Origin of the sequence: Variovorax sp. 350MFTsu5.1, from assembly GCF_048302515.1 — a bacterium.
In the GTDB taxonomy this organism is placed as follows: Bacteria; Pseudomonadota; Gammaproteobacteria; order Burkholderiales; family Burkholderiaceae_C; genus Variovorax; species Variovorax guangxiensis.
Window position 1 is genome coordinate 1,307,030 of sequence record NZ_CP157620.1, and the last position, 25,522, is coordinate 1,332,551.

Below are 25,522 nucleotides of genomic sequence, written 5' to 3' on the forward strand. Positions count from 1 at the left end.
TGGATGCCTCGATTGTCCCCTCGTCGCGACGCCGGCCCTGCGGGGGGCTGCTCAGCCCGCGAACAGCGCGGCCGGCACGCCCGGGCTGTCGATGCGGACCCTGAAGAGCCCGCCTGCCAGCGGTTCGGCCGCCTCCTGCTCGGGCGTGAGGCTGTTGCGGGCGGTCGTGATGTAGAGCGTGTGCATGTCGGCGTCGCCGAAGGCGCAGTCGGTGACGTGGCTCGCGGGTATGGCGATGCGGCACAGCTCGGCCGCGCTCACCGGATCGTGGCAGGTGACGCAGGAGCCGCCCCAGTGCGCGATCCACAGGCGCCCGGCCGCGTCGGTGGTCATGCCGTCGGGCAGTCCGTCGGGTTTGGGAAAGCGATGCCACACGCGGCGGTTCGACACGGTGCCCGCTTCCATGTCGAAGTCGTAGGCGTACAGGTTGTTCAGCACCGTGTTGTTGAAGTACATGGTGCGGCCGTCGCCCGACCAGGTCGGGCCGTTGGTCACCTCGAAGCCGTCGTCGTGCTTGGTGCAGCGGCCGCCGGCGTCGTAGCGGTAGAGCGCGCCGGTGGGCGCCTTGCAGTCGAAGTCCATGCTGCCGGCCCAGAATCGGCCGCGCGCGTCGCACTTGCCGTCGTTGAAGCGGTTGCCGGTGCGTTCGGGCTCGGGCTGGTGCAGGTACTGCGGTTTGGCTTCGTCGCCGGGCGCGGTGGTGTCGAAGAGCGCGAAGCCGCGGCGCAGCGTGATGAAGAGGCCGGGTGCCGATGCGCGCTCGGCGATGGCGGTGATCTCCTCGTCGAAGTTCCAGGTGCGCTGCGCGCCGGTGGCCGGGTCGTAGCGGAAGAGGCGCGGCGTGAGGATGTCGATCCAGTACAGCGCCTGCTCGCGCTGCGACCACATGGTGCCTTCGCCGAGGTTGGCGCCTGCCGGCCAGATGGACTCGGCCTGGCCGATGACGGAAGGGGAGGGAACGGGGGTGCTTGTCTCTTGGCTCATTGGTCTCTTTCTTGTTTCCTGTTCGTGACTGCCTGTCTGTCTTCTTGACGCGGCGGATGGTATCAAGGCATATTGATAACCGAAATCGAAAATCACGGCATCAATTGATATTCATATTGCAATGTCATGAGATGCCCACCCCGGAGACTTTTCTTGAATTCCCCCCAGCTTTCCATCCATCCCAGCCTCAAGGGCCGCACCGTGTTCGTCACCGGCGGAGGCAGCGGCATCGGCGCGGCCATCGTCGCCGCGTTCGCCGAACAGGGCGCGCGCGTGGCCTTCGTCGACATCGCCGAAAGTGCCAGCGCGGCGCTCGCACTGCAGATCGAAGAGGCCGGCCATGCCGCGCCGTGGTGGCGCGCCTGCGACGTGCGCGACATCGCCGCGCTGCAGAAAGCCATTGCCGATGCGGCGGCCGAGCTCGGCGACTTCGCGGTGCTGGTCAACAACGTGGCGAGCGACGACCGCCACACGCTCGAATCGGTCACGCCCGACTACTACGACAACCGCATGGCCATCAACGAGCGGCCCGCGCTCTTCGCGATCCAGTCGGTCGTTCCTGGCATGAAGCGCCTGGGCTTCGGCTCGGTGGTCAACCTCGGCTCCACCGGCTGGCAGACCAAGGGCTCGGGCTATCCCTGCTACGCGATCGCGAAGTCGTCGGTGAACGGTCTCACGCGCGGCCTGGCGGTGGATCTGGGCCGCGACCGCATCCGCATCAACACCGTCTCGCCCGGCTGGGTGATGACCGAGCGGCAAGTGAAGCTGTGGCTCGACGAAGAGGGCGAGCAGTCGCTCAAGCGCAACCAGTGCCTGCCCGACAAGCTGATGCCGGAAGACATCGCGCGCATGGTGCTGTTCCTGGCATCGGACGACGCGAAGATGTGCACCGCGCAGGAGTTCACCGTCGACGCCGGTTGGACCTGAATCCAACAGCCGAACGCAGAAGAAATACAAAAACTACGCAGAAGTCGCAGAAGAGACCGAAACCATTTTTGGGGTTTCCTTCTGCGACCTCTGCGAAACCTTCGCGCCCTCTGCGTCCGGCTGCCCGATCCCGTATTTCCTCAGTCGATCTCCATCTCCAGCTTGCGCCCGTAGACGCTGACGCTCGCCGTTTTCAGCGCCTTCATCATCACCTTCGCCGCCGGTGACGGCAGCCGGTCGGTGCGCGTGATGATGCCGAAGGCGTCCATGTGGCAGGGCATGTCCAGCGGCAGCAGCGACACGATGCCGTGCGACGCGTAGTAGCGCGCCACGTCGGTCGCAAGCACCGCCACCATGTCGCTCTGCTGCAGCATGCGCGTGATGAAGAGCAGGGCCGAGCTCTCGATGGTGTTGGTCGGCGGCGCAAGGCCTTCCTCCTGGAACATCAGCTCGAAGCGGTGGCGCAGCACGCTGCCCGCGGGCGGCACGATCCAGCCGGCGCCCACCACGTCGCGCAGCGTGAGGCCGCTCACGCCCAACAGCGGATGGCCGGGTCGTACCAGCGCGCACACTGGTTCCTCGCTGAGCGCCTCGTAGCGCAGCTGCGACTTGTCGTGCTCGGCGAAGAGGCGCGCCACCAGCATGTCGAGCTTGCCCTGCTCCAGCCGCTCGATCAGCACCGGGCTGGTCTCGATCTCCAGCGACACGCGCAGGTCGGGGTGTTCGCGCTTCACCATCGCCACCGCAGGCGGCATCAGCGTGAGGCCGGGCGCGGTGATGGCGCCCACGCTCACCTGGCCGAAGCGGCCGGCCTTCAGCGCGGTGAGCTCGTCGTGCGCCTGGTTCAGGCTCGCGAGCGCGACGCGGGCGTGGCGGATCATGGTCTCGCCGTACCAGGTCGGGCGCATGCCGCGCGGCAGGCGCTCGAACAGCGGCACCTCCAGCACGTCTTCCAGGTCCTTCAGCAGCTTGGAGGCGGCCGGCTGCGTCATGTTGAGCACCTGCGCCGCGCGGTGGATGTTGCCCTCCTCGGACAGCGCCACGAGCAGCAGCAGCTGCCGGGTCTTGAGGCGGGCGCGGATGAACCAGTGGTTGTAGTTGGTCATGTCTCCGGGCTTTAAACAAAGGACTGATCGGGTTTTCCAGAATCCGGCGATCGATATCCATTTTGCTTAAAAAACGATTGGATTGATATCAAATCTGTTTCTAGACTCCGGGCATTCCAAGAACAACAGAGACAAGGTCCAAGCCCCGGTGATCCACGGCGAGCTCCATCAGAACGTGCGGCAGTACATCAACGGCCGCTGGGAAACCAGCGCAACCACCGGTGTGAGCGCCAATCCTTCGGACACCAGCGAAGTGGTGGCCGAGTACGCACGTGCCGATCGCCGCCAGGCCGAGGCGGCCATCCGCGCCGCCACGGAAGCCTTTCCGCACTGGAGCCACAGCACGCCGCAGCGGCGCGCAGACGTGCTCGACCGCATCGGCACCGAGCTGCTCGCGCGCAAGGACGACCTGGGCATGCTGCTGGCGCGCGAGGAGGGCAAGACCCTGGTCGAGGCGGTGGCCGAAGTGGCTCGGGCCGGCCAGATATTCAAGTTCTTCGCGGGCGAGGCACTGCGCGGCGGTGGCGGCGAGAACGTGGCCTCGGTGCGCGCGGGCGTGCAGGTCGACGTCACGCGCGAGCCGGTGGGCGTGGTGGGGCTCATCACGCCGTGGAACTCGCCTTTCGTGGTGCCCGCATGGAAGATCGCGCCCGCGCTGGCCCATGGCAACAGCGTGGTGTTCAAGCCGGCCGAACTGGTGTCGGGCTGCGGCTGGGCGCTGGCCGAGATCATCAGCCGCGCCGCATTGCCGGCCGGTGCCTTCAACCTCGTGATGGGCAGCGGCCGCGAAGCAGGGCAGGCGCTGGTCGACAGCCCGCTGGTCGATGCGCTGAGCTTCACCGGCTCCATGGCCAACGGCGAGCGCATCCTGCAGGTGGCGGCTGCGCGGCGCGCCAAGGTGCAGCTGGAGACGGGCGGCAAGAACGCGCTGGTGGTGCTGGCCGATGCCGACCTCGACCGCGCGGTCGATTGCGCGGTGCAGGGCGCGTATTTCTCCGCCGGCCAGCGCTGCACCGCGTCGAGCCGGCTCATCGTCGAGTCGGCGGTGCACGACGCCTTCGTGGCGAAGCTGCGCCAGCGCCTGAAGACGCTGAAGATCGGCCACGCGCTGGAACGCGGCGTGGACATCGGTCCGGTGGCCGACGAAGACCGCCTCGCGCAGGGCCTCGCCTGGGTCGACACCGCACGCGAGGAGGGTGCCGAGCACGTCTGGGGCGGCGAGGCGCTGGAGCGCGCCACCGCCGGCCACTACATGAGCCCCGCGCTCTTCCTGGCGAAGCCCTCGCACCGCATCGCGCGCGAGGAGATATTCGGCCCGCTGGCCTGCGTGCTGCGCGCCGACGACTACGACGAAGCGCTCGCGCTGTGCAACGACACGCCCTTCGGCCTGTGCGCGGGCATCTGCACCAATTCGCTGAAGCACGCGATGCATTTCAGGCGCCATGCCGTGGTCGGCATGACGATGGTCAATCTGCCGACCGCGGGGGTGGACTTTCACGTGCCCTTCGGCGGCCGTAAGGGGTCGGGCTACGGGCCGCGCGAACAAGGGCGCCACGCCGCGGAGTTCTACACGACGGTGAAGACCGGCTACATGCTGGCCTGAGCCGGACGGGGTTCTTTTCAGTTTCGTTTTTCATCACCCACGCCAACCGGCATTCCTCGAATCATCAAGAAGGAGACATCCCATGACCATGAATCGCCGCACCCTCAATACCGCCCTGGCCGCCGCCGCGCTCGGCGGGCTTCTGCCCGCTTCCGTGCTCGCGCAGAAGAAGCTCGTGCTCGGCTTCGCGCAGGTGGGCGCCGAGAGCGAATGGCGTACCGCCAACACCGAGTCGATCAAGTCCTCGGCCAAGGAGGCGGGCATCGAGCTCAAGTTCTCCGACGCGCAGCAGAAGCAGGAAAACCAGATCAAGGCCATCCGCTCGTACATCGCGCAGAAGGTGGATGTGATCGCCTTCTCGCCGGTGGTCGAGTCCGGCTGGGAGACCGTGCTGCGCGAAGCCAAGGCCGCGAAGATCCCGGTGGTGCTGACCGACCGTTCCGTCAACACCAAGGACGACTCGCTCTACGTGACCTTCATGGGCTCCGACTTCACCGAGGAAGGCCGCAAGGCCGGCCGCTGGCTGGTGGAGAAGATGAAGGACCAGAAGGGCGACGTGAACATCGTCGAGCTGCAGGGCACCGTGGGCTCGGCACCGGCCATCGACCGCAAGAAGGGTTTCGAGGAAATCATCAAGGCCGACCCGAAGTTCAAGATCATCCGCTCGCAGACCGGCGACTTCACGCGCGCCAAGGGCAAGGAGGTGATGGAAGCCTTCCTGAAGGCCGACGGCAAGAAGATCAATGTGCTGTACGCGCACAACGACGACATGGCCATCGGCGCGATCCAGGCCATCGAGGAAGCCGGCCTGAAGCCCGCGAAGGACATCGTGATCATCTCCATCGACGGCGTGAAGGGCGCGTTCGAAGCCATGATCGCCGGCAAGCTCAACGTGTCGGTCGAGTGCAGCCCGCTGCTCGGGCCCCAGCTCATGCAGGCCGTGAAGGACATCAAGGACGGCAAGACGCTGCCCAAGCGCATCGTGACCGTCGAGAGCATCTTCCCGATGGAAGTCGCGGCCAAAGAATTCCCCAATCGGAAATATTGAGTACTCCCCCAGGCTTCGCGCACTTCGTGTCGCTTCGCCAACCCCCTCGACGGGGGCAACACCTGCGGCCGGGCAAAGCCGGTTCCGCGGTGTTCCCCCAAAGGCCATTCCCATTGAAAGACGGATTTACTAGCACCATGAAACGCAACTTCCTCAAGGCATCGCTGGCCGGCATCGCACTGGCCATCGTCGGCTTCGCTCCGCTGGCCAACGCGCAGGACAAGGGCCTGATCGCCATTTCCATGCCCACCAAGTCGTCGGCGCGCTGGATCGCCGACGGCGCCAACATGGTCAAGTACTTCAAGGACAAGGGCTACAAGACCGACCTGCAGTACGCCGAAGACGACATTCCCAACCAGCTCGCGCAGATCGAGAACATGGTGACCAAGGGCTCGAAGGTGCTGGTCATCGCGGCCATCGACGGCACCACGCTGTCGGACGTGCTGCAGAAGGCGGCCGACAAGGGCGTGAAGGTCATCGCCTACGACCGGCTCATCAAGGGCTCGAAGAACGTCGACTACTACGCCACCTTCGACAACTTCCAGGTCGGCGTGCTGCAGGCGCAGTCGATCGAGGCGGCGCTGGGCCTGAAGAGCGGCAAGGGCCCGTTCAACATCGAGCTCTTCGGCGGCTCGCCCGACGACAACAACGCCTTCTTCTTCTACAACGGCGCGATGTCGGTGCTCGACCCCTACATCAAGAGCGGCAAGCTGGTGGTGCGCAGCAAGCAGATGGGCATGGACAAGGTCGGCACGCTGCGCTGGGACGGCGCGGTGGCGCAGGCGCGCATGGACAACCTGCTGTCGGCCTTCTACACCAAGGACCGCGTCGACGCGGTTCTCTCGCCGTACGACGGCCTTTCCATCGGCATCCTCTCGTCGCTCAAGGGCGTGGGCTACGGCTCGGCCTCGCAGCCGATGCCGGTGGTGTCGGGGCAGGACGCGGAGATCCCCTCGGTGAAGTCGATCCTGCGCAAGGAGCAGACCTCGACCGTGTTCAAGGACACGCGCGAACTGGCCAAGGTGACGGTCGCCATGGTGGACGCGATGCTTTCGGGCAAGACGCCCGAGGTGAACGACACCAAGACCTACAACAACGGCATCAAGGTCGTGCCTTCGTACCTGCTCAAGCCCGTGAGCGTGGATGCGTCGAACTGGAAGCAGGTGCTGGTGGACAGCGGCTACTACAAGGAAAGCCAGATCAAGTGAGCATGCAGGGCAGCAGCGACGGTGCCGGCGCCATCCTCGAGATGCGCGGCATCACCAAGACGTTCCCCGGCGTGAAGGCGCTGAGCAACGTCAACCTCAGCGTGCGCGCCGGGGAGATCCACGCGGTGGTTGGCGAGAACGGCGCGGGCAAGTCGACGCTCATGAAGGTGCTGAGCGGCGTCTACCCGTGCGACTCGTACACCGGCGAGATCTTCTTCGAGGGCGAGGAGCGCCGCTTCAGGGGCATCGCCGACAGCGAGAAGCTCGGCATCATCATCATCCACCAGGAGCTGGCCCTGGTGCCGCTGCTGTCCATCGCCGAGAACATCTTCCTCGGCAACGAGATCGCCAGCGGCGCGGGCGTGATCGACTGGTTCGCCGCCTATGCGAAGACGCGCGAGCTGCTTGCCAAGGTAGGCCTGAAGGAGCCGCCCACCACGCTGGTGACCGACCTGGGCGTGGGCAAGCAGCAGCTCGTCGAGATCGCCAAGGCGCTGGCCAAGGAGGTGAAGCTGCTGATCCTCGACGAGCCCACCGCCAGCCTCAACGAGAACGACAGCGACGCGCTGCTGATGCTGCTGCTGGAGCTCAAGCGCCAGGGCATCGCGTCGATCCTCATCTCGCACAAGCTCAACGAGATCGCCAAGGTGGCCGACTCGATCACCGTGCTGCGCGACGGTGCCACCGTGGAGACCATGGACTGCCGCGGCCAGCCCATCAGCGAGGACCGCATCATCCGCGGCATGGTCGGGCGCGACATGGCGCACCGCTATCCGCAGCGCGACCCGAAGATCGGCAGCACCGTGTTCGAGGTGCGCGACTGGCGCGTGCACCACGCGCTGCACGCCGACCGCGAGCAGATCAAGGGCGTGAGCCTGAACGTGCGCCAGGGCGAGATCGTCGGCATCGCGGGCCTCATGGGCGCGGGCCGCACCGAGCTGGCCATGAGCATCTTCGGCCGCTCCTACGGCCAGCGCACCAGCGGCTCGGTGTTCATGCACGGCAAGCCGGTGGACGTGAGCACGGTGCGCAAGGCCATCGACCAGGGCATCGCCTACGTCACCGAAGACCGCAAGGGGCTCGGGCTGGTGCTTGAGGAAGACATCCGCAAGAACATCAGCCTCGCGAACCTGGATGCGATTGCCGACAAGTCGGTGATCGACCATGGGCGCGAGTTCAAGGTGGCCAACGAGTACCGCAAGGCGCTCAACATCCGCTGCTCGGGCATCGAGCAGCTGGTGGTCAACCTTTCCGGCGGCAACCAGCAGAAGGTGGTGTTGAGCAAGTGGCTCTTCACGAAGCCCGAGCTGCTGATCCTCGACGAGCCCACGCGCGGCATCGACGTGGGCGCCAAGTACGAGATCTACACCATCATCGACAGGCTTGCCAGCGAGGGCAAGGGCATTCTCATGATTTCTTCCGAACTGCCGGAGCTGCTCGGCATGTGCGACCGCATCTACGTGATGAACGAGGGGCGATTCGTCGCCGAGTTTCCGGCTGCAGAAGCCTCTCAGGAGCGCATCATGCATGCCATCGTGAGTTCGGGGAGTTCCGTCCATGTCGCATCCTGAAGTCAACGTGGCGAAACCGGCGGTGCCGGTACAGGAGGGCGCAGCCGCGAAGCTGCATGCCGGTTTCCTGAAGAACAACCTGCGCGAATACGGCATGCTGATCTCGCTGGTCGCGATCATGGTGCTGTTCCAGGTGCTGACCGACGGCACGCTGCTGCGGCCGCTGAACCTGACGAACCTGCTGCTGCAGAACAGCTACGTGGTCATCATGGCGCTGGGCATGCTGCTGGTGATCGTGGCGGGGCACATCGACCTGTCGGTGGGCTCGGTGTGCGGCTTCATCGGCGCGCTGGCGGCGGTGCTGATGGTGGAGTACGACTGGCACTTCGTGCCGACGGCGCTGGTGAGCATCCTCGCGGGCGCGATCATCGGCGCGGCGCAGGGCTGGTTCGTGGCCTTCCGAAAGATCCCGTCCTTCATCGTCACGCTCGCGGGCATGCTGGTGTTCAAGGGGCTGACGCTGGCGCTGCTGGCGGGGCAGTCGGTGGGGCCGTTTCCTGTGGAGTTCCAGCGGCTGAGCTCGGGCTTCATTCCCGATCCGCTGGGCGGCGACGCCTTCCGCACCACCTCGCTGATCGTCGGCGCGCTGGCCGCCGTGGCGCTGGTGTTCTTCAAGATGCGCGGGCGCGCCAAGCTGGCGGCGCACGGCATGGAGCAGGAGCCCTACGCCTTCTTCCTGGTGAAGAACCTGTTCTTCGCGGCCATCATCCTGTTCTTCAGCTACCTGCTGTCGACCTACAAGGGCCTGCCCAACGTGCTGATCGTGATGGCGGTGCTGATCGTGGTGTACGACTTCGTCACCAACCGCACCACCGTCGGCCGGCGCATCTACGCGCTGGGCGGCAACGAGAAGGCGGCGCGCCTGTCGGGCGTGAAGACTCAGCGGCTGGCCTTCCTCACCTTCGTGAACATGGGCGCGCTGGCGGCGCTGGCCGGCCTCGTGTTCGCGGCGCGGCTCAACACGGCCACGCCCAAGGCCGGCCTGGGCTTCGAGCTCGACGTGATCGCGGCCTGCTTCATCGGCGGCGCTTCGGCCTCGGGCGGCGTGGGCAAGGTGATGGGCGCGGTGATCGGCGCTTTCATCATGGGCGTGATGAACAACGGCATGTCGATCCTCGGCATCGGCATCGACTATCAGCAGGTCATCAAGGGACTGGTGCTGCTGGCGGCGGTGTTCATCGACGTCTACAACAAGAACAAGTGACGGGCAGCACATGGCAGACGCAAGCGCCACCAGCCCCGTTCTCCAGCTCCGGGGCATCCACAAGCAATTCGGTGGCATCCCGGTGCTGCGCGACGTGCGGCTCGACCTGTATCCGGGCGAGATCCACGCGCTCATGGGGCAGAACGGCGCTGGCAAGTCGACGCTGATCAAGGTGCTCACGGGCGTGCTGCCGTCCAGCGGTGGCGAGATGCTGCTCGAGGGCAGGCCGATCCGTGCGCATTCGCCGCTGGAGGCGCAGAAGCTCGGCATCAGCACCGTCTACCAGGAAGTGAACCTGTGCCCGAACCTCTCGGTGGCTGAGAACGTGTTCGCCGGGCGCTATCCGCGCAAGGGCGCGGCGCAGGGCTTTCGCATCGACTGGGCCGCGGTGAACCGGCGCGCCGAGGAGCTGCTGGCGCGCATCGGGCTCGACATCGACGTGACCCGGCTGCTGTCCAGCTACTCGGTGGCGGTGCAGCAGATGGTGGCGATCGCGCGGGCGCTGGGCGTGTCGTCGAAGGTGCTGATCCTCGACGAGCCCACCTCCAGCCTCGACGACGACGAGGTCGAGAAGCTCTTCGACGTGCTGCGGCGGCTGCGTGCCGAGGGGCTGGCCATCGTCTTCGTGACGCACTTCCTCAACCAGATGTACGCGGTGTCGGACCGCATCACGGTGCTGCGCAACGGCGCCTGGATCGGCGAATGGAAGGCGGCCGACCTCGGGCCGCAGGCGCTGATCGCCGCGATGCTCGGCCGCGAGCTGGCGGCGCAGTCGGCGCGGCCGGCCGCCTTGCCTGCGTTCGACGAGGCTGCGCCCGCGCTGCTGCAGATAGAGGGGCTCGGGCAGGCGGGCCAGCTGCAGGCGACCGACCTGCTCGTGCGCGCGGGCGAGGTCGTCGGCATCGCCGGCCTGCTGGGCGCCGGACGCACCGAACTCGCGCGGCTGCTGTTCGGGCTGGAGACGCCGGACCGCGGCGTGCTCAAGGTCGATGGCCGCAGCGTGAGCTTCTCGAATCCGGCCGACGCGATCCGCGAAGGCCTGGCGTTGTGTCCGGAAGAACGCAAGACGGACGGCATCGTCGCCGAGCTGTCGGTGCGCGAGAACATCGCGCTGGCCTTGCAGGCGCGGCTGGGCACGAAGCGCTTTCTCTCGCACGCGGAGCAGACGGCGATGGCGGAGAAGTTCGTCGCGTCGCTCGGCATCAAGACGGCGAGCGTCGAGACGCCCATCGGCCTGCTGTCGGGCGGCAACCAGCAGAAGGCCGTGATCGCGCGCTGGCTCGCGACCGAGCCGCGCCTCTTGATCCTCGACGAGCCCACGCGCGGCATCGACGTGGCGGCCAAGCAGGAGATCATGGAAGAGATCCTGCGGCTCGCGAAGGCCGGGATGGCGGTGATCTTCATCTCGTCGGAGATGAGCGAGGTGGTGCGCGTGGCGCATCGCATCGTGGTGCTGCGCGACCGGAAGAAGGTGGGAGAGCTGCCGGGCGGCTCGACCGAGGATGAGGTGTACGAAATGATTGCGGCGACGTGATGGCGACCCTGTTTTCGTGTTGTCCCCTCTCCCGCTTGCGGGAGAGGGCTAGGGTGAGGGCATCGGCTTTCGAAAAGCAAGGTGCTCCGGTTCAGGCCACACCCTCACCCCAACCCTCTCCCGCAAGCGGGAGAGGGGGCAAGACCGCCTCGGTGGAGCAACTGTCATGACCAACGCCGAAAACAATCGCTTGGCGGCTGCGATGCGCCACCGCCTCGCCTGGCCCATCGTCACGCTGCTGCTCCTGCTCGCGGTGAACACCGCCTTCAACGCCAGCTTCCTCCACCTCGAGTGGCGCGACGGCCATCTGTACGGAAGCCTCGTCGACATCCTCAACCGCGCCGCGCCGCTGGTGCTTGTATCTCTGGGCATGACCCTCGTGATCGCCACCCGAGGCATCGACATCTCGGTGGGCGCCGTGGTGGCCATCGCGGCGGCGCTCGCGGCCTGGATGATCGGAGGCTCGGTGTCCAGCGAAACGAGCCGCTTCCCGATGCCGCTCGCGATCCTCGCGGCCATCGGCATCGCGCTGGTGTGCGGGCTGTGGAACGGCCTGCTGGTGGCGAAGGTGGGCATGCAGCCGATCATCGCGACGCTGATCCTCATGGTGGCGGGGCGCGGCATCGCGCAGCTGATCGCCGACGGGCAGATCATCACCATCTACTACAAGCCCTTCTTCTTCCTCGGCAGCGGCTACCTGCTAGGCCTGCCGTTCTCGCTGTTCATCGTGGCGGCGGTGTTCGTGCTGCTGTACCTGGCGATCACGCGCACGGCGCTGGGGCTCTTCATCCAGGCGGTGGGCATCAACCCGACGGCGGCACGCGTGGCGGGCGTGCAGGCGCGGCGGCTGATCGTGGGCGCGTATGCGTTCTGCGGCGCCTGCGCGGGCGTGGCGGGGCTTCTCATCAGTTCCAACGTGAAGAGCGCGGACGGCAACAACGCGGGCCAGCTCATCGAACTCGACGCGATCCTCGCGGTGACGCTGGGCGGCACCGCGCTCACGGGTGGGCGCTTCAGCCTCGTGGGCAGCGTGATCGGCGCGCTCATCATCCAGACGCTTACCTACGCGATCTACTCGCTGGGCGTGCCGCCCGAGATCAACCTCGTGGTGAAGGCGGGTGTGGTGTTCGTGGTGATGCTGCTGCAGTCGCCGGAGTTCAGGTCGCAGGTGCGCACGCTGGTGCAGCGGCCGGTGCATGAAGGAGGACGGGCATGAGCGCGGTGATCGAGGCTGCACCCTCACCCCAACCCTCTCCCGCGCGCGGGAGAGGGGGCAAGAGGGGGCTCAATCCCAAGTACCTGCCATTGGCGGCGACCGTCTCGCTGTTCGTGCTGGTGGCGACGCTGGGTTCGGTCTTCTACGACGGCTTCTTCTCGGCCCAGGTTTTCCTCAACCTGCTGATCGACAACGCCTTCCTCATCGTCGTGGCGGTGGGCATGACCTTCGTGATCCTCTCGGGCGGCATCGACCTGTCGGTGGGCTCGGTGATCGCGCTCACCACCATGGTGTCGGCCTCGCTGGTGGAGAAGCACGGCTGGAGCCCCGGCATCGTGATTCCGCTCGTGCTCGCGATGGGCACGGCGTTCGGCGCCTTCATGGGGGTGCTCATCGAGCGCTTCAGGCTGCAGCCCTTCATCGTCACGCTCGCGGGCATGTTCCTGGCGCGCGGGCTTTGCTACCTCATCAGCATCGATTCGATCAGCATCACCAACGAGTTCTACTCCGAGGTCTCGCAGATCCGCATCCCGGTGTGGGGCGAGGCCTCGGTGTCGATCAGCGCGGTGATCGCCATCGCGGTGCTGCTGGCGGCGATCTTTCTCGCGCACTGCACTCCGTTCGGGCGCGCGGTGTACGCCATCGGCGGCAGCGAGCAGTCGGCGGTGCTCATGGGGCTGCCGGTGCGCCGCACGCTCATCGGCGTGTACACGCTCTCGGGCTTCTGCTCGGCGCTGGCGGGCGTGATCTTCACCTTCTACATGCTCTCGGGCTACGGCCTGCATGCGGTCGGGCTGGAGCTCGACGCCATCGCGGCGGTGGTGATCGGCGGCACGCTGCTCACCGGCGGCGTGGGCTACGTGGCGGGCACGCTCTTCGGCGTGCTGATGCTGGGCATCATCCAGACGCTCATTTCCTTCGACGGCACGTTGAGCTCGTGGTGGACGCGCATCGTCGTCGGAGCGCTGCTGTTCGTGTTCTGCCTGCTGCAGCGCTTCTTCACGTCGCGCACGCCACGGCGCTGACCTTCTTTTTTTCTCCCTTTTCTCTCCCTCAGGACAACTCGCATGCCGGACACCCCTCCGAAGAAACTGCGCTCGACCGAATGGTTCGGCTCGGCCGACAAGAACGGCTTCATGTATCGAAGCTGGATGAAGAACCAGGGCATTCCGGACCACGAATTCGACGGCCGGCCGATCATCGGCATCTGCAACACATGGTCGGAGCTCACGCCCTGCAACGCGCACTTCCGCAAGATCGCCGAGCACGTGAAGCGCGGCATCTCGGAGGCGGGCGGCTTCCCGGTGGAGTTCCCGGTGTTCTCCAACGGCGAATCGAACCTGCGGCCGACCGCGATGCTCACGCGCAACCTCGCCAGCATGGACGTGGAAGAAGCCATTCGCGGCAACCCGGTCGATGCGGTGGTGCTGCTCACGGGCTGCGACAAGACCACGCCCGCGCTGCTGATGGGCGCCGCGAGTTGCGACATTCCCGCCATCGTGGTCACGGGCGGGCCGATGCTCAACGGCAAGCTCGAGGGAAAGAACATCGGCTCCGGCACGGCCGTGTGGCAGCTGCACGAATCGCTGAAGGCGGGCGAGATCAACCTGCACCAGTTCCTCTCGGCCGAAGGCGGCATGTCGCGCTCGGCCGGCACCTGCAACACCATGGGCACGGCCTCGACCATGGCCTGCATGGCCGAGGCGCTGGGCACTTCGCTGCCGCACAACGCGGCGATTCCGGCGGTCGACGCGCGGCGCTACGTGCTCGCCCAGATGTCGGGCATGCGCGCGGTGGAGATGGCGAAGGAGGGGCTCACGCTGTCGAAGATCCTCACGCGCGAGGCCTTCGAGAACGCGATCCGCGTGAACGCGGCCATCGGCGGCTCGACCAACGCGGTGATCCACCTGAAGGCGATCGCCGGGCGCATCGGCGTCGATCTGGAGCTGGAGGACTGGACGCGCATCGGAAGTAACACGCCGACCATCGTCGACCTGATGCCCTCGGGGCGCTTCCTGATGGAGGAGTTCTACTACGCGGGCGGACTGCCGGCCGTGCTGCGCCGGCTGGGCGAGAACGGGCTGCTGCCGCATCCCGATGCGCTGACGGTGAACGGCCAGTCGCTCTGGGACAACGTGCGCGACGCGCCCAGCCTCGACGACGAGGTGATCCGCCCGATCGACAAGCCGCTGATCGCCGACGGCGGCATCCGCATCCTGCGCGGCAATCTCTCGCCGCGCGGCGCGGTGCTCAAGCCCTCGGCCGCGTCGCCGGAGCTGCTGAAGCATCGGGGCAGGGCGGTGGTGTTCGAGAACCTGGAGCACTACAAGGAGCGCATCGCCGACGAAGACCTGGACATCGACGCGAGCTGCGTGATGGTGCTGAAGAACTGCGGGCCCAAGGGCTATCCGGGCATGGCCGAGGTCGGGAACATGGGGCTGCCGCCGAAGCTGCTGCGCCAGGGAGTGAAGGACATGGTGCGCATCTCGGACGCGCGCATGAGCGGCACGGCCTACGGCACCGTGGTGCTGCACGTCGCGCCCGAGGCGGCCGACGGCGGGCCGTTGGCCGCCGTGCGCGACGGCGACTGGATCGAGCTCGACTGCGATGCAGGGCGCCTGCACCTGGACATCAGCGACGAGGAGCTGGCCGCGCGGCTGGCTTCGCTGTCCGCTTCGGACGCGCAGCCGATGAGCACGCGCGGCGGCGGCTACCAGAAGCTCTACGTCAACCACGTGCTGCAGGCCGACGAGGGCTGCGACTTCGATTTTCTCGTCGGCTGCAGAGGCGCCGCCGTTCCCCGCCACTCACACTGATTTATCACCATGACCCCCAGATACCGCGGCATCTTCCCGGTGGTGCCTACCACCTTCACCGAACAGGGCGCGCTCGATCTCGAAAGCCAGAAGCGCTGCGTCGACTTCATGATCGACGCGGGCTCGGACGGGCTCTGCATCCTCGCGAACTTCTCGGAGCAGTTCGTGCTGTCCGACGAGGAGCGCGAGGTGTTGACCCGAACCATCCTCGAACACGTGAAGGGCCGCGTGCCGGTGATCGTGACCACCACGCACTACAGCACCAAGGTCTGCGCCGAGCGCAGCCGCCGTGCGCAGGACATGGGCGCCGCGATGCTGATGGTGATGCCGCCGTATCACGGCGCGACCTTCCGCGTGCCCGAGCCGCAGATCTACGAGTTCTACGCGCGGCTGTCGGACGCGGTGGGCATTCCGATCATGATCCAGGACGCGCCGGCCAGCGGCACAGTGCTGTCGGCGCCGTTCCTCGCGCGCATGGCGAAGGAGATCGAGCAGGTGGCGTACTTCAAGATCGAGACGCCCGGCGCCGCATCGAAGCTGCGGGAGCTGATCCGCCTGGGCGGCGACGCCATCGAGGGACCGTGGGACGGCGAGGAGGCCATCACGCTGATGCCTGACCTCGATGCCGGTGCGACCGGATCGATGACGGGGGGCGGCTATCCGGACGGCATCCGCCCGATCATCGAGGCGCACCGCTCGGGCGACCGCGACAAGGCCTTCGCGCTGTACCAGCAGTGGCTGCCGCTCATCAACTACGAGAACCGCCAGGCAGGGCTGCTGGCCTGCAAGTCATTGATGAAGGAGGGCGGTGTGATCGCCTGCGAGGCGCCCCGCCACCCCCTGCCGGCCATGCACCCCGACACGCGTGCCGGCCTGATCGAGACCGCAAGGCGACTCGATCCGATGGTGCTGCGTTGGGGGAAGTGAAGAGAAAAGAGAAGAGGGGTGGGAAGGAAGCCGGGGCCGCTCAGGCCTTGGCTTCGGGTGCGTTCTTCCTGGGTTCGCTGCTCTTTTCGAGTTCGCTGACCTGCAGCGACAGATCGAACAGCTTGGACTTGCTGGCGTAGTAGCGGTCGAGGCGCCACTCCTTCAGGATGTCCATGGCGAGCTGGAAGCTCTTGTAGTCGAGTTCGTAGAGGGTGATGAGTTCGAAGCTTCGTTCGGACTCCAGAGCCAGCACGAGCTGGGCCAGGATCTTGGCCGAATCGTTGGCCGGGTCCGTTTCGATGAATCGGCGAGCGACCTTGATGGCATTCATGAAAAAGAGTTCCTCGGTAGGCAGGGACCGGGAACTATAGCTAGCACGCCGCGGCGTTTTGTGACAGAAATATGACATTAGGGGCATCGCCTTCCCGGGGGAAATGGCGATGCCCCTGTGTGGAAAGACTGCTAGATCAACGGATGGGCGCCGGCATGGGCCGGGGCATCGGCATCGGTTGCGGCATGGGCTGCGGCATCGGCATCGGCTGGGGTGCCATGGCCGGCGGGGGCACCGGAACCATGGTGGTGGTGACCGACTCGCGGATCACGCCGCCGCCCATCACGCTGCCGTCGACGTTGGCCGTGGTGTTGCCGCTGCTGCCGAGCACGCGGGCTTCACAGGCCGGGCGGTCGGCAGGCTGCTGCAGGCCGCAGCGGGCGAGCGCATTGGCGCGGTAGTCGGGGGCGCTGGTCAGGCCGCCGCGTGCCGCGGCCTGGCGCGCGGCGCCGGCTTCGCGGATGCAGGCGGCACGATCCTGTTGGTTGTGGCCGCAGACGGCCAGTTCCTGCTGGTAGGTGCTGGACGATTCACCGCGCTGCGGCGGTGCGGCCGAAGCGGCTGCGGAAACCGTGAGTGCCCCGGCGGCGAACATGGCGAAGAGCATCGAACGCGGGTTGCTTTTCATGGATGACTCCTTGAGGTGAGCTGGATAACCAGGAGAGATTGGACCGCCCGTATCTGGGCGGGTTCATTCGATTCAGCGCGCCGGCACTGTCTGCGGCGGCAGGGGCGTCACGGTCTCGCGGATCACGCCGCCGCCCATCACGCTGCCTTCGGTGGTGGTGCGCGGACCGCCCTTGATGCGCGCCTCGCAGGCCGGTTGCTCGGCTGCGGGCAGTTCGCTGCAGCGGGCCAGCGAATTGACCTGCTCCCGCGCGGGGCTGGGGCTGGTCAGGCCGCCGCGGGCCGCTTCCTGGCGCGCGGCTCCGGCTTCGCGCAGGCAGGCGGCACGGTCCTGCTGGACGCCGTCACAGGTGGCGCGCTCCTTCTGCAGGCGGGCGTCGCTGCCCGGCGCCTGCGCGCTGGCCGTCTGCGCGCCGAAGACGATGAAGCCACCGGCGGCGAAGGCGGCCGTGGCGGAAAGAACGGAACGAAGGGTTTTTCTCATGCGGGCTCCTCTGTGTGAAGGCACGCCCTCCAGGAGGTGCGTGACTGGAGCCCCAGTGTGCTGTGGGAGGCGGCCGGCGGTCTGTGGGACAGCCGCACGCCGCCAACCGGGCCGGACGCGCCCCAGCGTGTGGGACATGTCCGGCAAGCGCGGCTTCAGCCTGCTGCGATCCGTTGGGCCAGGTGAGCGAGCGCTTCCTCGACCTGGTCGACCAGGATCAGCGAGAGATCGCCCGGCTGCAGGCGCGCCAGCGCGGCGTCGATGGCCACGAACTCGCCGCGGATCTCGTCGATGTAGCGCGTGCGGGCCGCGCCCTGCAGGCCCTGGCGCAGCAGCGCCATGACTTCGCCGTCGGCGCGGCCGCGCTGCGCCGCGTCCTGGTAGAGGATCACGTCGTCGAAGGCCTGGCCGAGGATGGCCGTCTGGTCGCGGATGTCGGAGTCGCGCCGGTCGCCCGCGCCGCTGATGACCACCGAGCGCTTCTTCGCCGGCATGGTATCCACGGCCGACACCAGCGCGCGCATGGCGTCGGTGTTGTGGCCGTAGTCGGCGATCACGGTCGCGCCGCGGTAGTCCATGACGTTGAAGCGCCCGGGCACGCCGGCCGCGTCGTTCATGAAGCTCGCGAGGCCGCTGCGGATGGTGTCCCAGTCGAGGCCCACGCCCCAGGCCGCGGCCACGGCGGCCATCACGTTGTCGACCTGGAAGCCGATGCTGCCGCCGCGCGTGATGGGTACGTCGCGCAGCGGAATGCGTTCGCGCCACGAGCCTTCGGCGGCCACCAGCGTGTCCTGGTCGACGTACACCGTGCGCTTGCCCTGCGCGCGGTGCGTGGCCATCACAGGATGCATGCGGTCGGCGGTGAAGAAGATCACGTTGCCGGGGCAGCCTGCCGCCATGGCGGCGACGTTGACGTCGGCCGCGTTGAGCACCGCGTAGCCGTCGGGCGCCACGTTGCGCACGATCACGCGCTTGAGCACCGCCAGGTCTTCCACGGTGGTGATGTAGTTCAGGCCCAGATGGTCGCCGCTGCCGATGTTGGTGACCACCGCCACCTGGCAGCGGTCGAAGCCGAGGCCCTCGCGCAGGATGCCGCCGCGCGCCACTTCGAACACTGCCGCGTCGACGTCGGGGTGCATCAGCACGTTGCGCGCGCTCTTGGGGCCGCTGCAGTCGCCGCTGTCGGTCTGGCGGCCGTCGACGTACACGCCGTCGGTGTTGGTCATGCCGGTGCGCAGGCCGCTCGATGCGAGCAGGTGGTTGATCAGGCGCGCGGTGGTGGTCTTGCCGTTGGTGCCCGTGACGGCCACCACGGGAACGCGGCCGTCGTCGCCGTGGGCGAAGAGGGTGTCCATGACCGCCTCGCCGACCGCGCGGCCGCGGCCGAACGACGGCGAGATGTGCATGCGCAGTCCGGGCGCGGCATTTACCTCCACCACGCCGCCGTGCTGCTCCTCGAGCGGGCGCAGCACGTTCTCGCAGACCATGTCGACGCCGCAGATGTGCAGGCCGACCATCTGCGCCGCGTCGATGGCGCGCGCCGCGACTTCGGGGTGCACGGTGTCGGTCACGTCGGTGGCGGTGCCGCCGGTGGAAAGGTTCGCGTTGTTGCGCAGCACCACGCGCTGGCCGCGCGCGGGCACGCTGTCGGGCGTGAGGCCCTGCGATTCGAGCCGGCCGATGGCGATGTCGTCCAGGCGGATCTTGGTGAGCGAGGTGGCGTGGCCCTCGCCGCGGCGCGGGTCGAGGTTCACGGTGTCGACCAGCTGGCGCACGGTGGAGCTGCCGTCGCCGATGACCTGCGGCGGATCGCGGCGCGCGGCGGCCACGAGGCGGTCGCCCACCACGAGCAGGCGAAAGTCGAAGCCGGGCAGGAACTTCTCGACCATCACCTCGCCGTAGACGGCGGCCGATTCGTAGGCCGCGAACAGTTCTTCGCGCGAGTTGATGTTGACCGTGACGCCCTTGCCCTGGTTGCCGTCCTGCGGCTTCACCACGACCGGCAGGCCGATCTCGTTGGCGGCGGCCCAGCCGTCTTCCGCGCTGCTCACGGGGCGGCCCAGCGGCACCGGCACGCCGGCGGCGTTGAGCAGCTGCTTCGTCAGTTCCTTGTCCTGCGCGATCGACTCGGCCACGCCGCTGGTGCTGTCGACTTCGGCGGCCTGGATGCGGCGCTGCTTGGAACCCCAGCCGAACTGCACCAGGCTGCCGCGCGTGAGGCGGCGGTACGGAATGCCGCGCGCCACGGCCGCATCGACGATGGAGCCGGTGCTCGGGCCCAGGCGCTCCGACTCGTCGAGGTCGCGCAGCTCGGCGATGGCGGCTTCGGCGTCGAAGGGCGTGTCGTTCTGGGCGGCGACGATCAGCTCCTCGGCCAGCTCGGCGGCGCGGCGGCCCACGGCCTCCTCGCTGTACTGGAACACGACCTGGTAGACGCCTTCTTCCACGGTGGGGGAGGTGTGGCCGAAGTTGACCGCGCAGCCGGCCTGCGCCTGCAGCGCGACCGCAGCGTTCTCCAGCACGTGGGCCAGCGCCAGCGGCTGGCCCAGCACCATCGGGTGCAGCTCGCCAATGGTCGGGAAGCGCGCGCGCAGGCGGTCTTCGAAGCCGCTCAGCTTGCTGATGGCGTTCTCGTCGCCCTGGCAGGCCACGACCGCCTCGATGGCGGTATGGCGGCTCCAGAGATTGGGCCCGCGAAGGGCTCGGGTGCGGGTGACTTTCATGGGGCTGCGAGAGCTACGGTACTGTCTGCCGGGGCCGGGGGCCTCAGGCAAATTGGGGTTGGAGAGGCTGGGTCTGCGAGAGCTGCAGCGAGGCCAGCGCGGCCTGCAGGTCGGCCTCGAAGGCTTCGACCCCGGCGCCGATCAGGTTCAGCGGAATGCCCATGGCCCAGGCCGCGGCCACGGCGGCCAGCAGGCTTTCGAGGCTCACGCCGGCATGCGTGGCGCGCCACACTGTCAGGCGGCCGAGGCCCGGCAGGAACGATTCGCTGCTGCCGTTGGCCAGCACCACGCGGTCCTGCCGGACCAGCACGGCCTTGCCGCCGGCGGTCTGGTGCGCCGTGAGCGCGGGAGCCTGCGCGTCGGCCGAATAGAGGATGACGGCGCCGTCGCACAGCGGCGCGAGACCGGCGACGCGCGGGTCGGCGGCGTTCAGCACGGCCGTGCCCTCGGGCAGCACCACGTCGACCTGCGTGCGCAGCACCTTGACCATCTGGTCGCTCTCGGTGATGTCGTAGTCGGCCAGCGTTTCGCAGCCGTCGAGGTCGGTGACGATGCCGACTTCGCAGCGGTCGTACGGGAGACCGTCGCGCAGGATGGTCTCGGCGCCGTTCTCGATCACCACGGCCTGCACGGCGCGGTTCACCAGCAGGCGGTGGCCCGCTTCCCAGTTGGCGCTGTCGCGTGCGTCGACGCGGCGGCGCTCGAGGAACAGCCCGTCGCGACAGGCCAGGCCGGTGTGGCGGCCGCCCAGGTTGATGAGCCATGCCACCAGGCGCGCCAGCACGGCGGTGTCGCGCGAGCCGGCCACGCCGACCACGGGAATGCGCCCGGGCGCGTCGTTGGGAAACAGGTGGTCGCAGATCGCGCGGCCCACCGGGCGCGGCGAGCCGACGGCCGGCTTCAGGTGCATCAGCAGGCCGGGGCCGGCGTTGACTTCGACGATCGCGCCACCCTGCGGGCCGAGCGGCCTGGAAATGTCCTGCGCCACGAGGTCGATGCCGGCGATGTCCAGGCCCACCACGCGGGCGGCCAGCACGGCGGCGTGGGCCACCTCGGGATGCACCAGGTCGGTGCAATCGTTGGCCATGTTGCCGTTGCGCTGGATCGTGACCACGCGGCCGGCGGCGGGCACGGCGTCGGCGCTCAGGTCCTGGCGCTTGAGCTCGAGCTGCAGCTTGGCGTCGGTGTCGATCAGGATCACGTCGAGCGGAAACTCTTCCTCGGCGCCGCGGCGCGGGTCGCTGTTGAGCTGCTTTTCGATGAGCTCGCGCACGCTGGCCTGGCCGTCGCCGGTCACGGTGATGATCTCGCCGCGCGCGGCCGCCACCACCTCGCCGCCCACCACCAGCAGGCGGTGCTCGTGGCCGCGGATGAAGCGCTCGACCATCACGTCGCTGCCCTCGGGCTCGGCGACCGCGAAAGCGGCCATGACTTCCTCGCGGGTCGTCAGCTCGAGCGACACGCCGCGGCCATGGTTGGCATCCGATGGCTTCACGACCACGGGCAGGCCGATGTCCTCGGCGGCTTCCCAGGCTTCCTCGGCGTCGGCGACCACCTGGCCTTCGGGCACGGGCACGCCGCAGCTCGCGAGCAGCGACTTGGTCAGCTCCTTGTCGCTGGCGATCGATTCGCCGATGGCGCTGGTGTAGTCGGTCTCGGCGGTCCAGATGCGCTGCTGGTTGGCGCCGTAGCCCAGTTGCACCAGGTTGCCGCTGTTCAGCCGCATGTGGGGAATGCCGCGGTCGGTGGCGGCGGCCACGATGGCGGCGGTGCTCGGACCGAGGTAGCAGTCTTCCACCTTGGCCTTGACCGCGTCGACGGCCTTCTGCACGTCGGCGGCGGTGAACGGGTCGTTGTTGATGGCCGCCATCAGCAGGCGGTGGCCCTCGGCCAGCGCCACGCGGGCGACCTGCTCGTCACGGGCGCGGAACACCATGCGGTAGACGCCATGCTCCGAGGTGCTGCGGGTCTGGCCGAAGCCGGTCGGCATGCCGGCCAGGTTCAGCAGCTCGATGACGACGTGCTCCAGCACATGGCCCGACCAGGTGCCTTCGGTCAGGCGCTGGATGAAGCCGCCGCGCTCGCCGACGCCGCAGTGGTGCTCGATGAGCGCCGGCAGCAGGGTGGTCAGGCGGTCGGTGAAACCGTCGATCTTGTTGGAGGGGAAATCTTCGAGCTGGCCCAGGTCGAGCCAGACTTCGAGTACGGGACGGTAGGTCCAGAGATTGGGGCCGCGCAAATAATTGATGCGCAGCAGTTGGATGTCGTCGAAACGGGTCATGCAAACGTTCGATGTGCTTTGGCCGAGCACCACGGCGCCTTCAAGCGCACCCATGGCTATCGGTCAGAATCGGCGCCCGACCTGGGGCGCCATGACGCGGTCCAAGAGGCCCGCGACGGGCAAGAGTCAAAGAAACACAATGCAACATCACGATCCAGTCGGCACCCGGGAGGGCGAAACAGAAGCGGCATCAGCGCAAGCACTGAAAAACCGCCTCGCAGTCGCGGAAAACGTTCTGGTAACACTGACGGTTGACCTCGACGACCAACTTCGCTTCGCTTCCGGCCTAGTCGCCCTGACTGACCGGAAGCTGATTTCGCTCGATCCCGATGGGACTTGGCGTGAGTGGCCGCTAACCGATGCGGCCTTGGAAATGCGCGTTTCCGACCACGCAGGCGTCGGCACCCTCGACCTGGCGGGTCCCGCCGGACGGCTCGCACGGTGGCGCTATACCCTGGCCGGACAGGTCGCGGCGCTGCGGCTGATGAAGCTGTTCGGCCAGCGCATGGCGGGCGGTGTCGCCAAGGAGACACCCGAGGCCGTGGAGACTGCCGAGGGCGAGGATTCCGCCGACGCCGAACTCCAGACCCCGCCCTCCACCTGGGTGCTGCTGCGCCTCGGCCGCTTCGCCAAGCCCTACCGCAAGCAGCTGATCGCGGGGTTCTTCCTGACCCTGTTCTCCACCGCCGCGACGCTGGTGCCGCCCTACCTGACCATTCCGCTGATGGACGACATCCTGATTCCGTTCCAGAACGGGCAGAAGATCGATTCCATGCGCGTGGGCCTGTACCTGGGCGGCCTGCTGATCGCGGCGCTGGTCGGCTGGGGCCTGGGCTGGGCGCGCACCTACCTGCTGGCGCTGGTGTCCGAGCGCATCGGCGCCGACCTGCGCACCACCACCTACGAGCACCTGCTGACCCTGCCGCTGGACTACTTCGGCGGCAAGCGCACCGGCGACCTGATGGCGCGCATCGGCTCCGAAACCGACCGCATCAACGTCTTCCTGTCGCTGCACGCGCTCGATTTCGCCAACGACGTGCTGATGATCGTGATGACCGCGGTCATCCTGATCTCCATCAACCCGCTGCTGGCGGTGGTCACGCTGGTGCCGCTGCCCTTCATCGCCTGGATGATCCACGTCGTGCGCGACCGCCTGCGCACCGGCTTCGAGAAGATCGACCGCGTCTGGTCCGAAGTGACCAACGTGCTGGCCGACACCATTCCCGGCATCCGCGTGGTGAAGGCCTTCGCGCAGGAGCGCCGCGAGGCCGAGCGCTTCCGCGTCGCCAACGCCTACAACCTGCAGGTCAACGACAAGCTCAACCGCACCTGGTCGCTGTTCACGCCGACCGTGTCGCTGCTCACCGAAATCGGCCTGCTCGTGGTCTGGGCGTTCGGCATCTGGCAGGTGGCGCGCGGAAGCATCACGGTGGGTGTGCTCACCGCCTTCATCGCGTACATCGGGCGCTTCTACACCCGCCTCGACTCCATGAGCCGCATCGTCTCGGTCACGCAGAAGGCCGCGGCGGGGGCCAAGCGCATCTTCGACATCCTCGACCACGTGAGCAACGTGCCCGAGCCGGCCAACCCGGTGAAGGTGGAGCGGGTGCAGGGCCGCATCGACATGAGCGGGCTGGGCTTCCGCTACGGCTCGCGCGCGGTCATCCACGACCTCGACCTGACCATCGAGCCCGGCGAGATGATCGGCCTCGTGGGGCACAGCGGCTCGGGTAAGAGCACGCTGGTCAACCTGATCTGCCGCTTCTACGACGTGACCGACGGCGCCATCAAGGTCGACGGCACCGACATCCGCCGCTTCGCCGTGGCCGACTACCGCCGGCACGTGGGGCTGGTGTTGCAGGAGCCGTTCCTGTTCTTCGGCACCATCGCGCAGAACATCGCCTACGGCAAGCCCGACGCCACGCGCGAGGAAATCGTGGCCGCCGCGCGGGCCGCGCATGCGCACGACTTCATCCTGCGCCTGCCGCACGGCTACGACTCGCTGGTGGGCGAGCGCGGGCAGGGCCTGTCGGGCGGCGAGCGCCAGCGCATCAGCATCGCGCGCGCGCTGCTGATCGACCCGCGCATCCTGATCCTCGACGAGGCCACCTCGGCCGTGGACACCGAGACCGAGAAGGAAATCCAGAAGGCGCTCGACAACCTCGTGCAGGGCCGCACCACCATCGCCATCGCGCACCGCCTGTCGACGCTGCGCAAGGCAGACCGCCTCGTGGTCATGGACCGCGGCGAGGTCGTCGAGGTCGGCCCGCACGACGCCCTGATGGCGAAGCAGGGCGCCTACTGGCGGCTCTACCAGGCGCAGCTGCGCCAGGGCGACGACGACGCGAGCGAAGGCGCTGCCGACGAGCGCGCCAGCGCGCAGGCGCCGCTGGCTATCAGCCACGCGGCTCATCCGGCGGGGGACGCATGACCGACCACAACACGCCATCTTTCGAACTCGAACGCGATGCCTTCGGCCGCCTCGTGCTGACCGACGCCCAGGGCGAGCGCCACGTCGGCATCGTGCCCGTGCGAGCCTTTCCGCTGAGCGCGCCCGGCCACGGGATCTCGCTGGTCGGCAGCGAAGGGCGCGAGCTGGTCTGGATCGACAGCGTCGAGCAGCTGCCGGCGCAGGCCAAGGCGCTGCTCGAGGAAGACCTCGCGGTGCGCGACTTCGCGCCCACGCTGCTGAAGCTGCACGGCGTGTCGAGCTTCGGCGTTCCCAGCACCTGGACCATCAGCACCGACCGCGGCGAGACCAGCTTCGTGCTCAAGGCCGAGGAGGACATCCGACGGCTCGAAGGCGGCGCGCTGCTGATCGCAAGTGCGCACGGCGTGCAGTTCCGCATTCCGGATGTGAAGACGCTGGACCGGGCCTCGCGCAAGCTGCTGGAGCGCTTCCTCTAGTCCAAAAGAAAAGAGGCCCGAAGGC

The 25,522-nt window shown here is 67.6% G+C and carries 20 protein-coding genes; 13 read left to right on the forward strand and 7 right to left on the reverse strand.

What is annotated here, in order from left to right; all coding sequences use genetic code 11:
• Positions 1 to 51 precede the first annotated feature (51 nt).
• A complete protein-coding gene (locus ABL843_RS05665; protein WP_418119256.1) occupies positions 52 to 984 on the reverse strand; it encodes an SMP-30/gluconolactonase/LRE family protein in 933 nt (310 codons plus the stop codon).
• 126 nt (positions 985 to 1,110) lie between these two features.
• Here ABL843_RS05665 and ABL843_RS05670 point away from each other — a divergent pair, with 126 nt between their 5' ends.
• A complete protein-coding gene (locus ABL843_RS05670) occupies positions 1,111 to 1,911 on the forward strand; it encodes an SDR family NAD(P)-dependent oxidoreductase (RefSeq protein ID WP_418119257.1) in 801 nt (266 codons plus the stop codon).
• A gap of 140 nt (positions 1,912 to 2,051) precedes the next feature.
• On the opposite strand, the gene ABL843_RS05675 is transcribed toward ABL843_RS05670, so the two are convergent.
• Complete coding sequence (locus ABL843_RS05675; protein ID WP_369659517.1) at positions 2,052 to 3,017, reverse strand: LysR family transcriptional regulator; 966 nt, start codon at positions 3,015 to 3,017, stop codon at positions 2,052 to 2,054.
• 148 nt (positions 3,018 to 3,165) lie between these two features.
• On the opposite strand from ABL843_RS05675, the gene ABL843_RS05680 reads away from it, so the two are divergent.
• The 10 genes from ABL843_RS05680 to ABL843_RS05725 all read left to right on the forward strand — a co-directional run bounded on the left by ABL843_RS05680 (position 3,166) and on the right by ABL843_RS05725 (position 16,144).
• A complete protein-coding gene (locus ABL843_RS05680) occupies positions 3,166 to 4,620 on the forward strand; it encodes an aldehyde dehydrogenase family protein (RefSeq protein ID WP_418119258.1) in 1,455 nt (484 codons plus the stop codon).
• Positions 4,621 to 4,702: 82 nt separating this feature from the next.
• Positions 4,703 to 5,668, forward strand: coding sequence for an ABC transporter substrate-binding protein (locus tag ABL843_RS05685; protein ID WP_184634929.1), 966 nt, complete (start codon positions 4,703 to 4,705; stop codon positions 5,666 to 5,668).
• Positions 5,669 to 5,805: 137 nt separating this feature from the next.
• Complete coding sequence (gene chvE, locus ABL843_RS05690; protein WP_184634931.1) at positions 5,806 to 6,876, forward strand: multiple monosaccharide ABC transporter substrate-binding protein; 1,071 nt, start codon at positions 5,806 to 5,808, stop codon at positions 6,874 to 6,876.
• Positions 6,877 to 6,878: 2 nt separating this feature from the next.
• Entirely contained in the window at positions 6,879 to 8,447 is a 1,569-nt protein-coding gene (gene mmsA, locus ABL843_RS05695; RefSeq protein WP_418120439.1) for a multiple monosaccharide ABC transporter ATP-binding protein, read from the forward strand.
• Positions 8,434 to 9,651, forward strand: coding sequence for a multiple monosaccharide ABC transporter permease (mmsB, locus tag ABL843_RS05700; protein WP_418119259.1), 1,218 nt, complete (start codon positions 8,434 to 8,436; stop codon positions 9,649 to 9,651). Before mmsA ends, mmsB begins: the two co-directional genes overlap by 14 nt.
• Positions 9,652 to 9,661: 10 nt before the next feature.
• On the forward strand, positions 9,662 to 11,185 hold the full coding sequence (locus ABL843_RS05705; protein WP_418119260.1) for a sugar ABC transporter ATP-binding protein: 1,524 nt from the start codon (positions 9,662 to 9,664) through the stop codon (positions 11,183 to 11,185).
• Positions 11,186 to 11,351: 166 nt separating this feature from the next.
• Entirely contained in the window at positions 11,352 to 12,401 is a 1,050-nt protein-coding gene (locus tag ABL843_RS05710) for an ABC transporter permease (RefSeq protein WP_418119261.1), read from the forward strand.
• Complete coding sequence (gene yjfF / locus ABL843_RS05715; RefSeq protein WP_369659512.1) at positions 12,398 to 13,426, forward strand: galactofuranose ABC transporter, permease protein YjfF; 1,029 nt, start codon at positions 12,398 to 12,400, stop codon at positions 13,424 to 13,426. The genes ABL843_RS05710 and yjfF overlap by 4 nt, the downstream gene beginning before the upstream one ends.
• Before the next feature lie 42 nt (positions 13,427 to 13,468).
• Positions 13,469 to 15,217 carry an IlvD/Edd family dehydratase gene (locus ABL843_RS05720; protein WP_418119262.1) on the forward strand — a complete coding sequence of 583 codons (1,749 nt, stop codon included), beginning with the start codon at positions 13,469 to 13,471 and terminating at the stop codon, positions 15,215 to 15,217.
• A 9-nt stretch (positions 15,218 to 15,226) separates the two neighbouring features.
• Positions 15,227 to 16,144: a dihydrodipicolinate synthase family protein gene (locus ABL843_RS05725; RefSeq protein ID WP_184634943.1), complete on the forward strand. Its 918-nt coding sequence runs from the start codon at positions 15,227 to 15,229 to the stop codon at positions 16,142 to 16,144.
• 40 nt (positions 16,145 to 16,184) lie between these two features.
• Here the strand turns inward: ABL843_RS05725 and ABL843_RS05730 are convergent, their stop codons facing one another.
• The 5 genes from ABL843_RS05730 to cphA (ABL843_RS05750) form a co-directional block, all read right to left on the reverse strand.
• The gene (locus ABL843_RS05730; protein ID WP_126025651.1) at positions 16,185 to 16,475 is read right to left on the reverse strand and encodes a hypothetical protein; all 291 of its coding nucleotides are present in this window, start codon (positions 16,473 to 16,475) and stop codon (positions 16,185 to 16,187) included.
• A 136-nt stretch (positions 16,476 to 16,611) separates the two neighbouring features.
• The gene (locus ABL843_RS05735; RefSeq protein ID WP_418119263.1) at positions 16,612 to 17,103 is read right to left on the reverse strand and encodes a hypothetical protein; all 492 of its coding nucleotides are present in this window, start codon (positions 17,101 to 17,103) and stop codon (positions 16,612 to 16,614) included.
• 72 nt (positions 17,104 to 17,175) lie between these two features.
• Positions 17,176 to 17,586: a hypothetical protein gene (locus ABL843_RS05740; RefSeq protein ID WP_369659508.1), complete on the reverse strand. Its 411-nt coding sequence runs from the start codon at positions 17,584 to 17,586 to the stop codon at positions 17,176 to 17,178.
• A 155-nt stretch (positions 17,587 to 17,741) separates the two neighbouring features.
• Positions 17,742 to 20,309, reverse strand: coding sequence for a cyanophycin synthetase (gene cphA, locus ABL843_RS05745; RefSeq protein ID WP_126025654.1), 2,568 nt, complete (start codon positions 20,307 to 20,309; stop codon positions 17,742 to 17,744).
• 43 nt (positions 20,310 to 20,352) lie between these two features.
• Positions 20,353 to 22,590, reverse strand: a complete 2,238-nt coding sequence (gene cphA, locus ABL843_RS05750; RefSeq protein ID WP_418119264.1) for a cyanophycin synthetase — start codon at positions 22,588 to 22,590, stop codon at positions 20,353 to 20,355.
• Positions 22,591 to 22,729: 139 nt separating this feature from the next.
• On the opposite strand from cphA (ABL843_RS05750), the gene ABL843_RS05755 reads away from it, so the two are divergent.
• Both ABL843_RS05755 and ABL843_RS05760 read left to right on the forward strand, forming a co-directional pair.
• The gene (locus ABL843_RS05755) at positions 22,730 to 25,021 is read left to right on the forward strand and encodes an ABC transporter ATP-binding protein (RefSeq protein WP_418119265.1); all 2,292 of its coding nucleotides are present in this window, start codon (positions 22,730 to 22,732) and stop codon (positions 25,019 to 25,021) included.
• The gene (locus ABL843_RS05760; RefSeq protein WP_369659505.1) at positions 25,018 to 25,497 is read left to right on the forward strand and encodes a DUF1854 domain-containing protein; all 480 of its coding nucleotides are present in this window, start codon (positions 25,018 to 25,020) and stop codon (positions 25,495 to 25,497) included. The genes ABL843_RS05755 and ABL843_RS05760 overlap by 4 nt, the downstream gene beginning before the upstream one ends.
• Positions 25,498 to 25,522 lie beyond the last annotated feature (25 nt).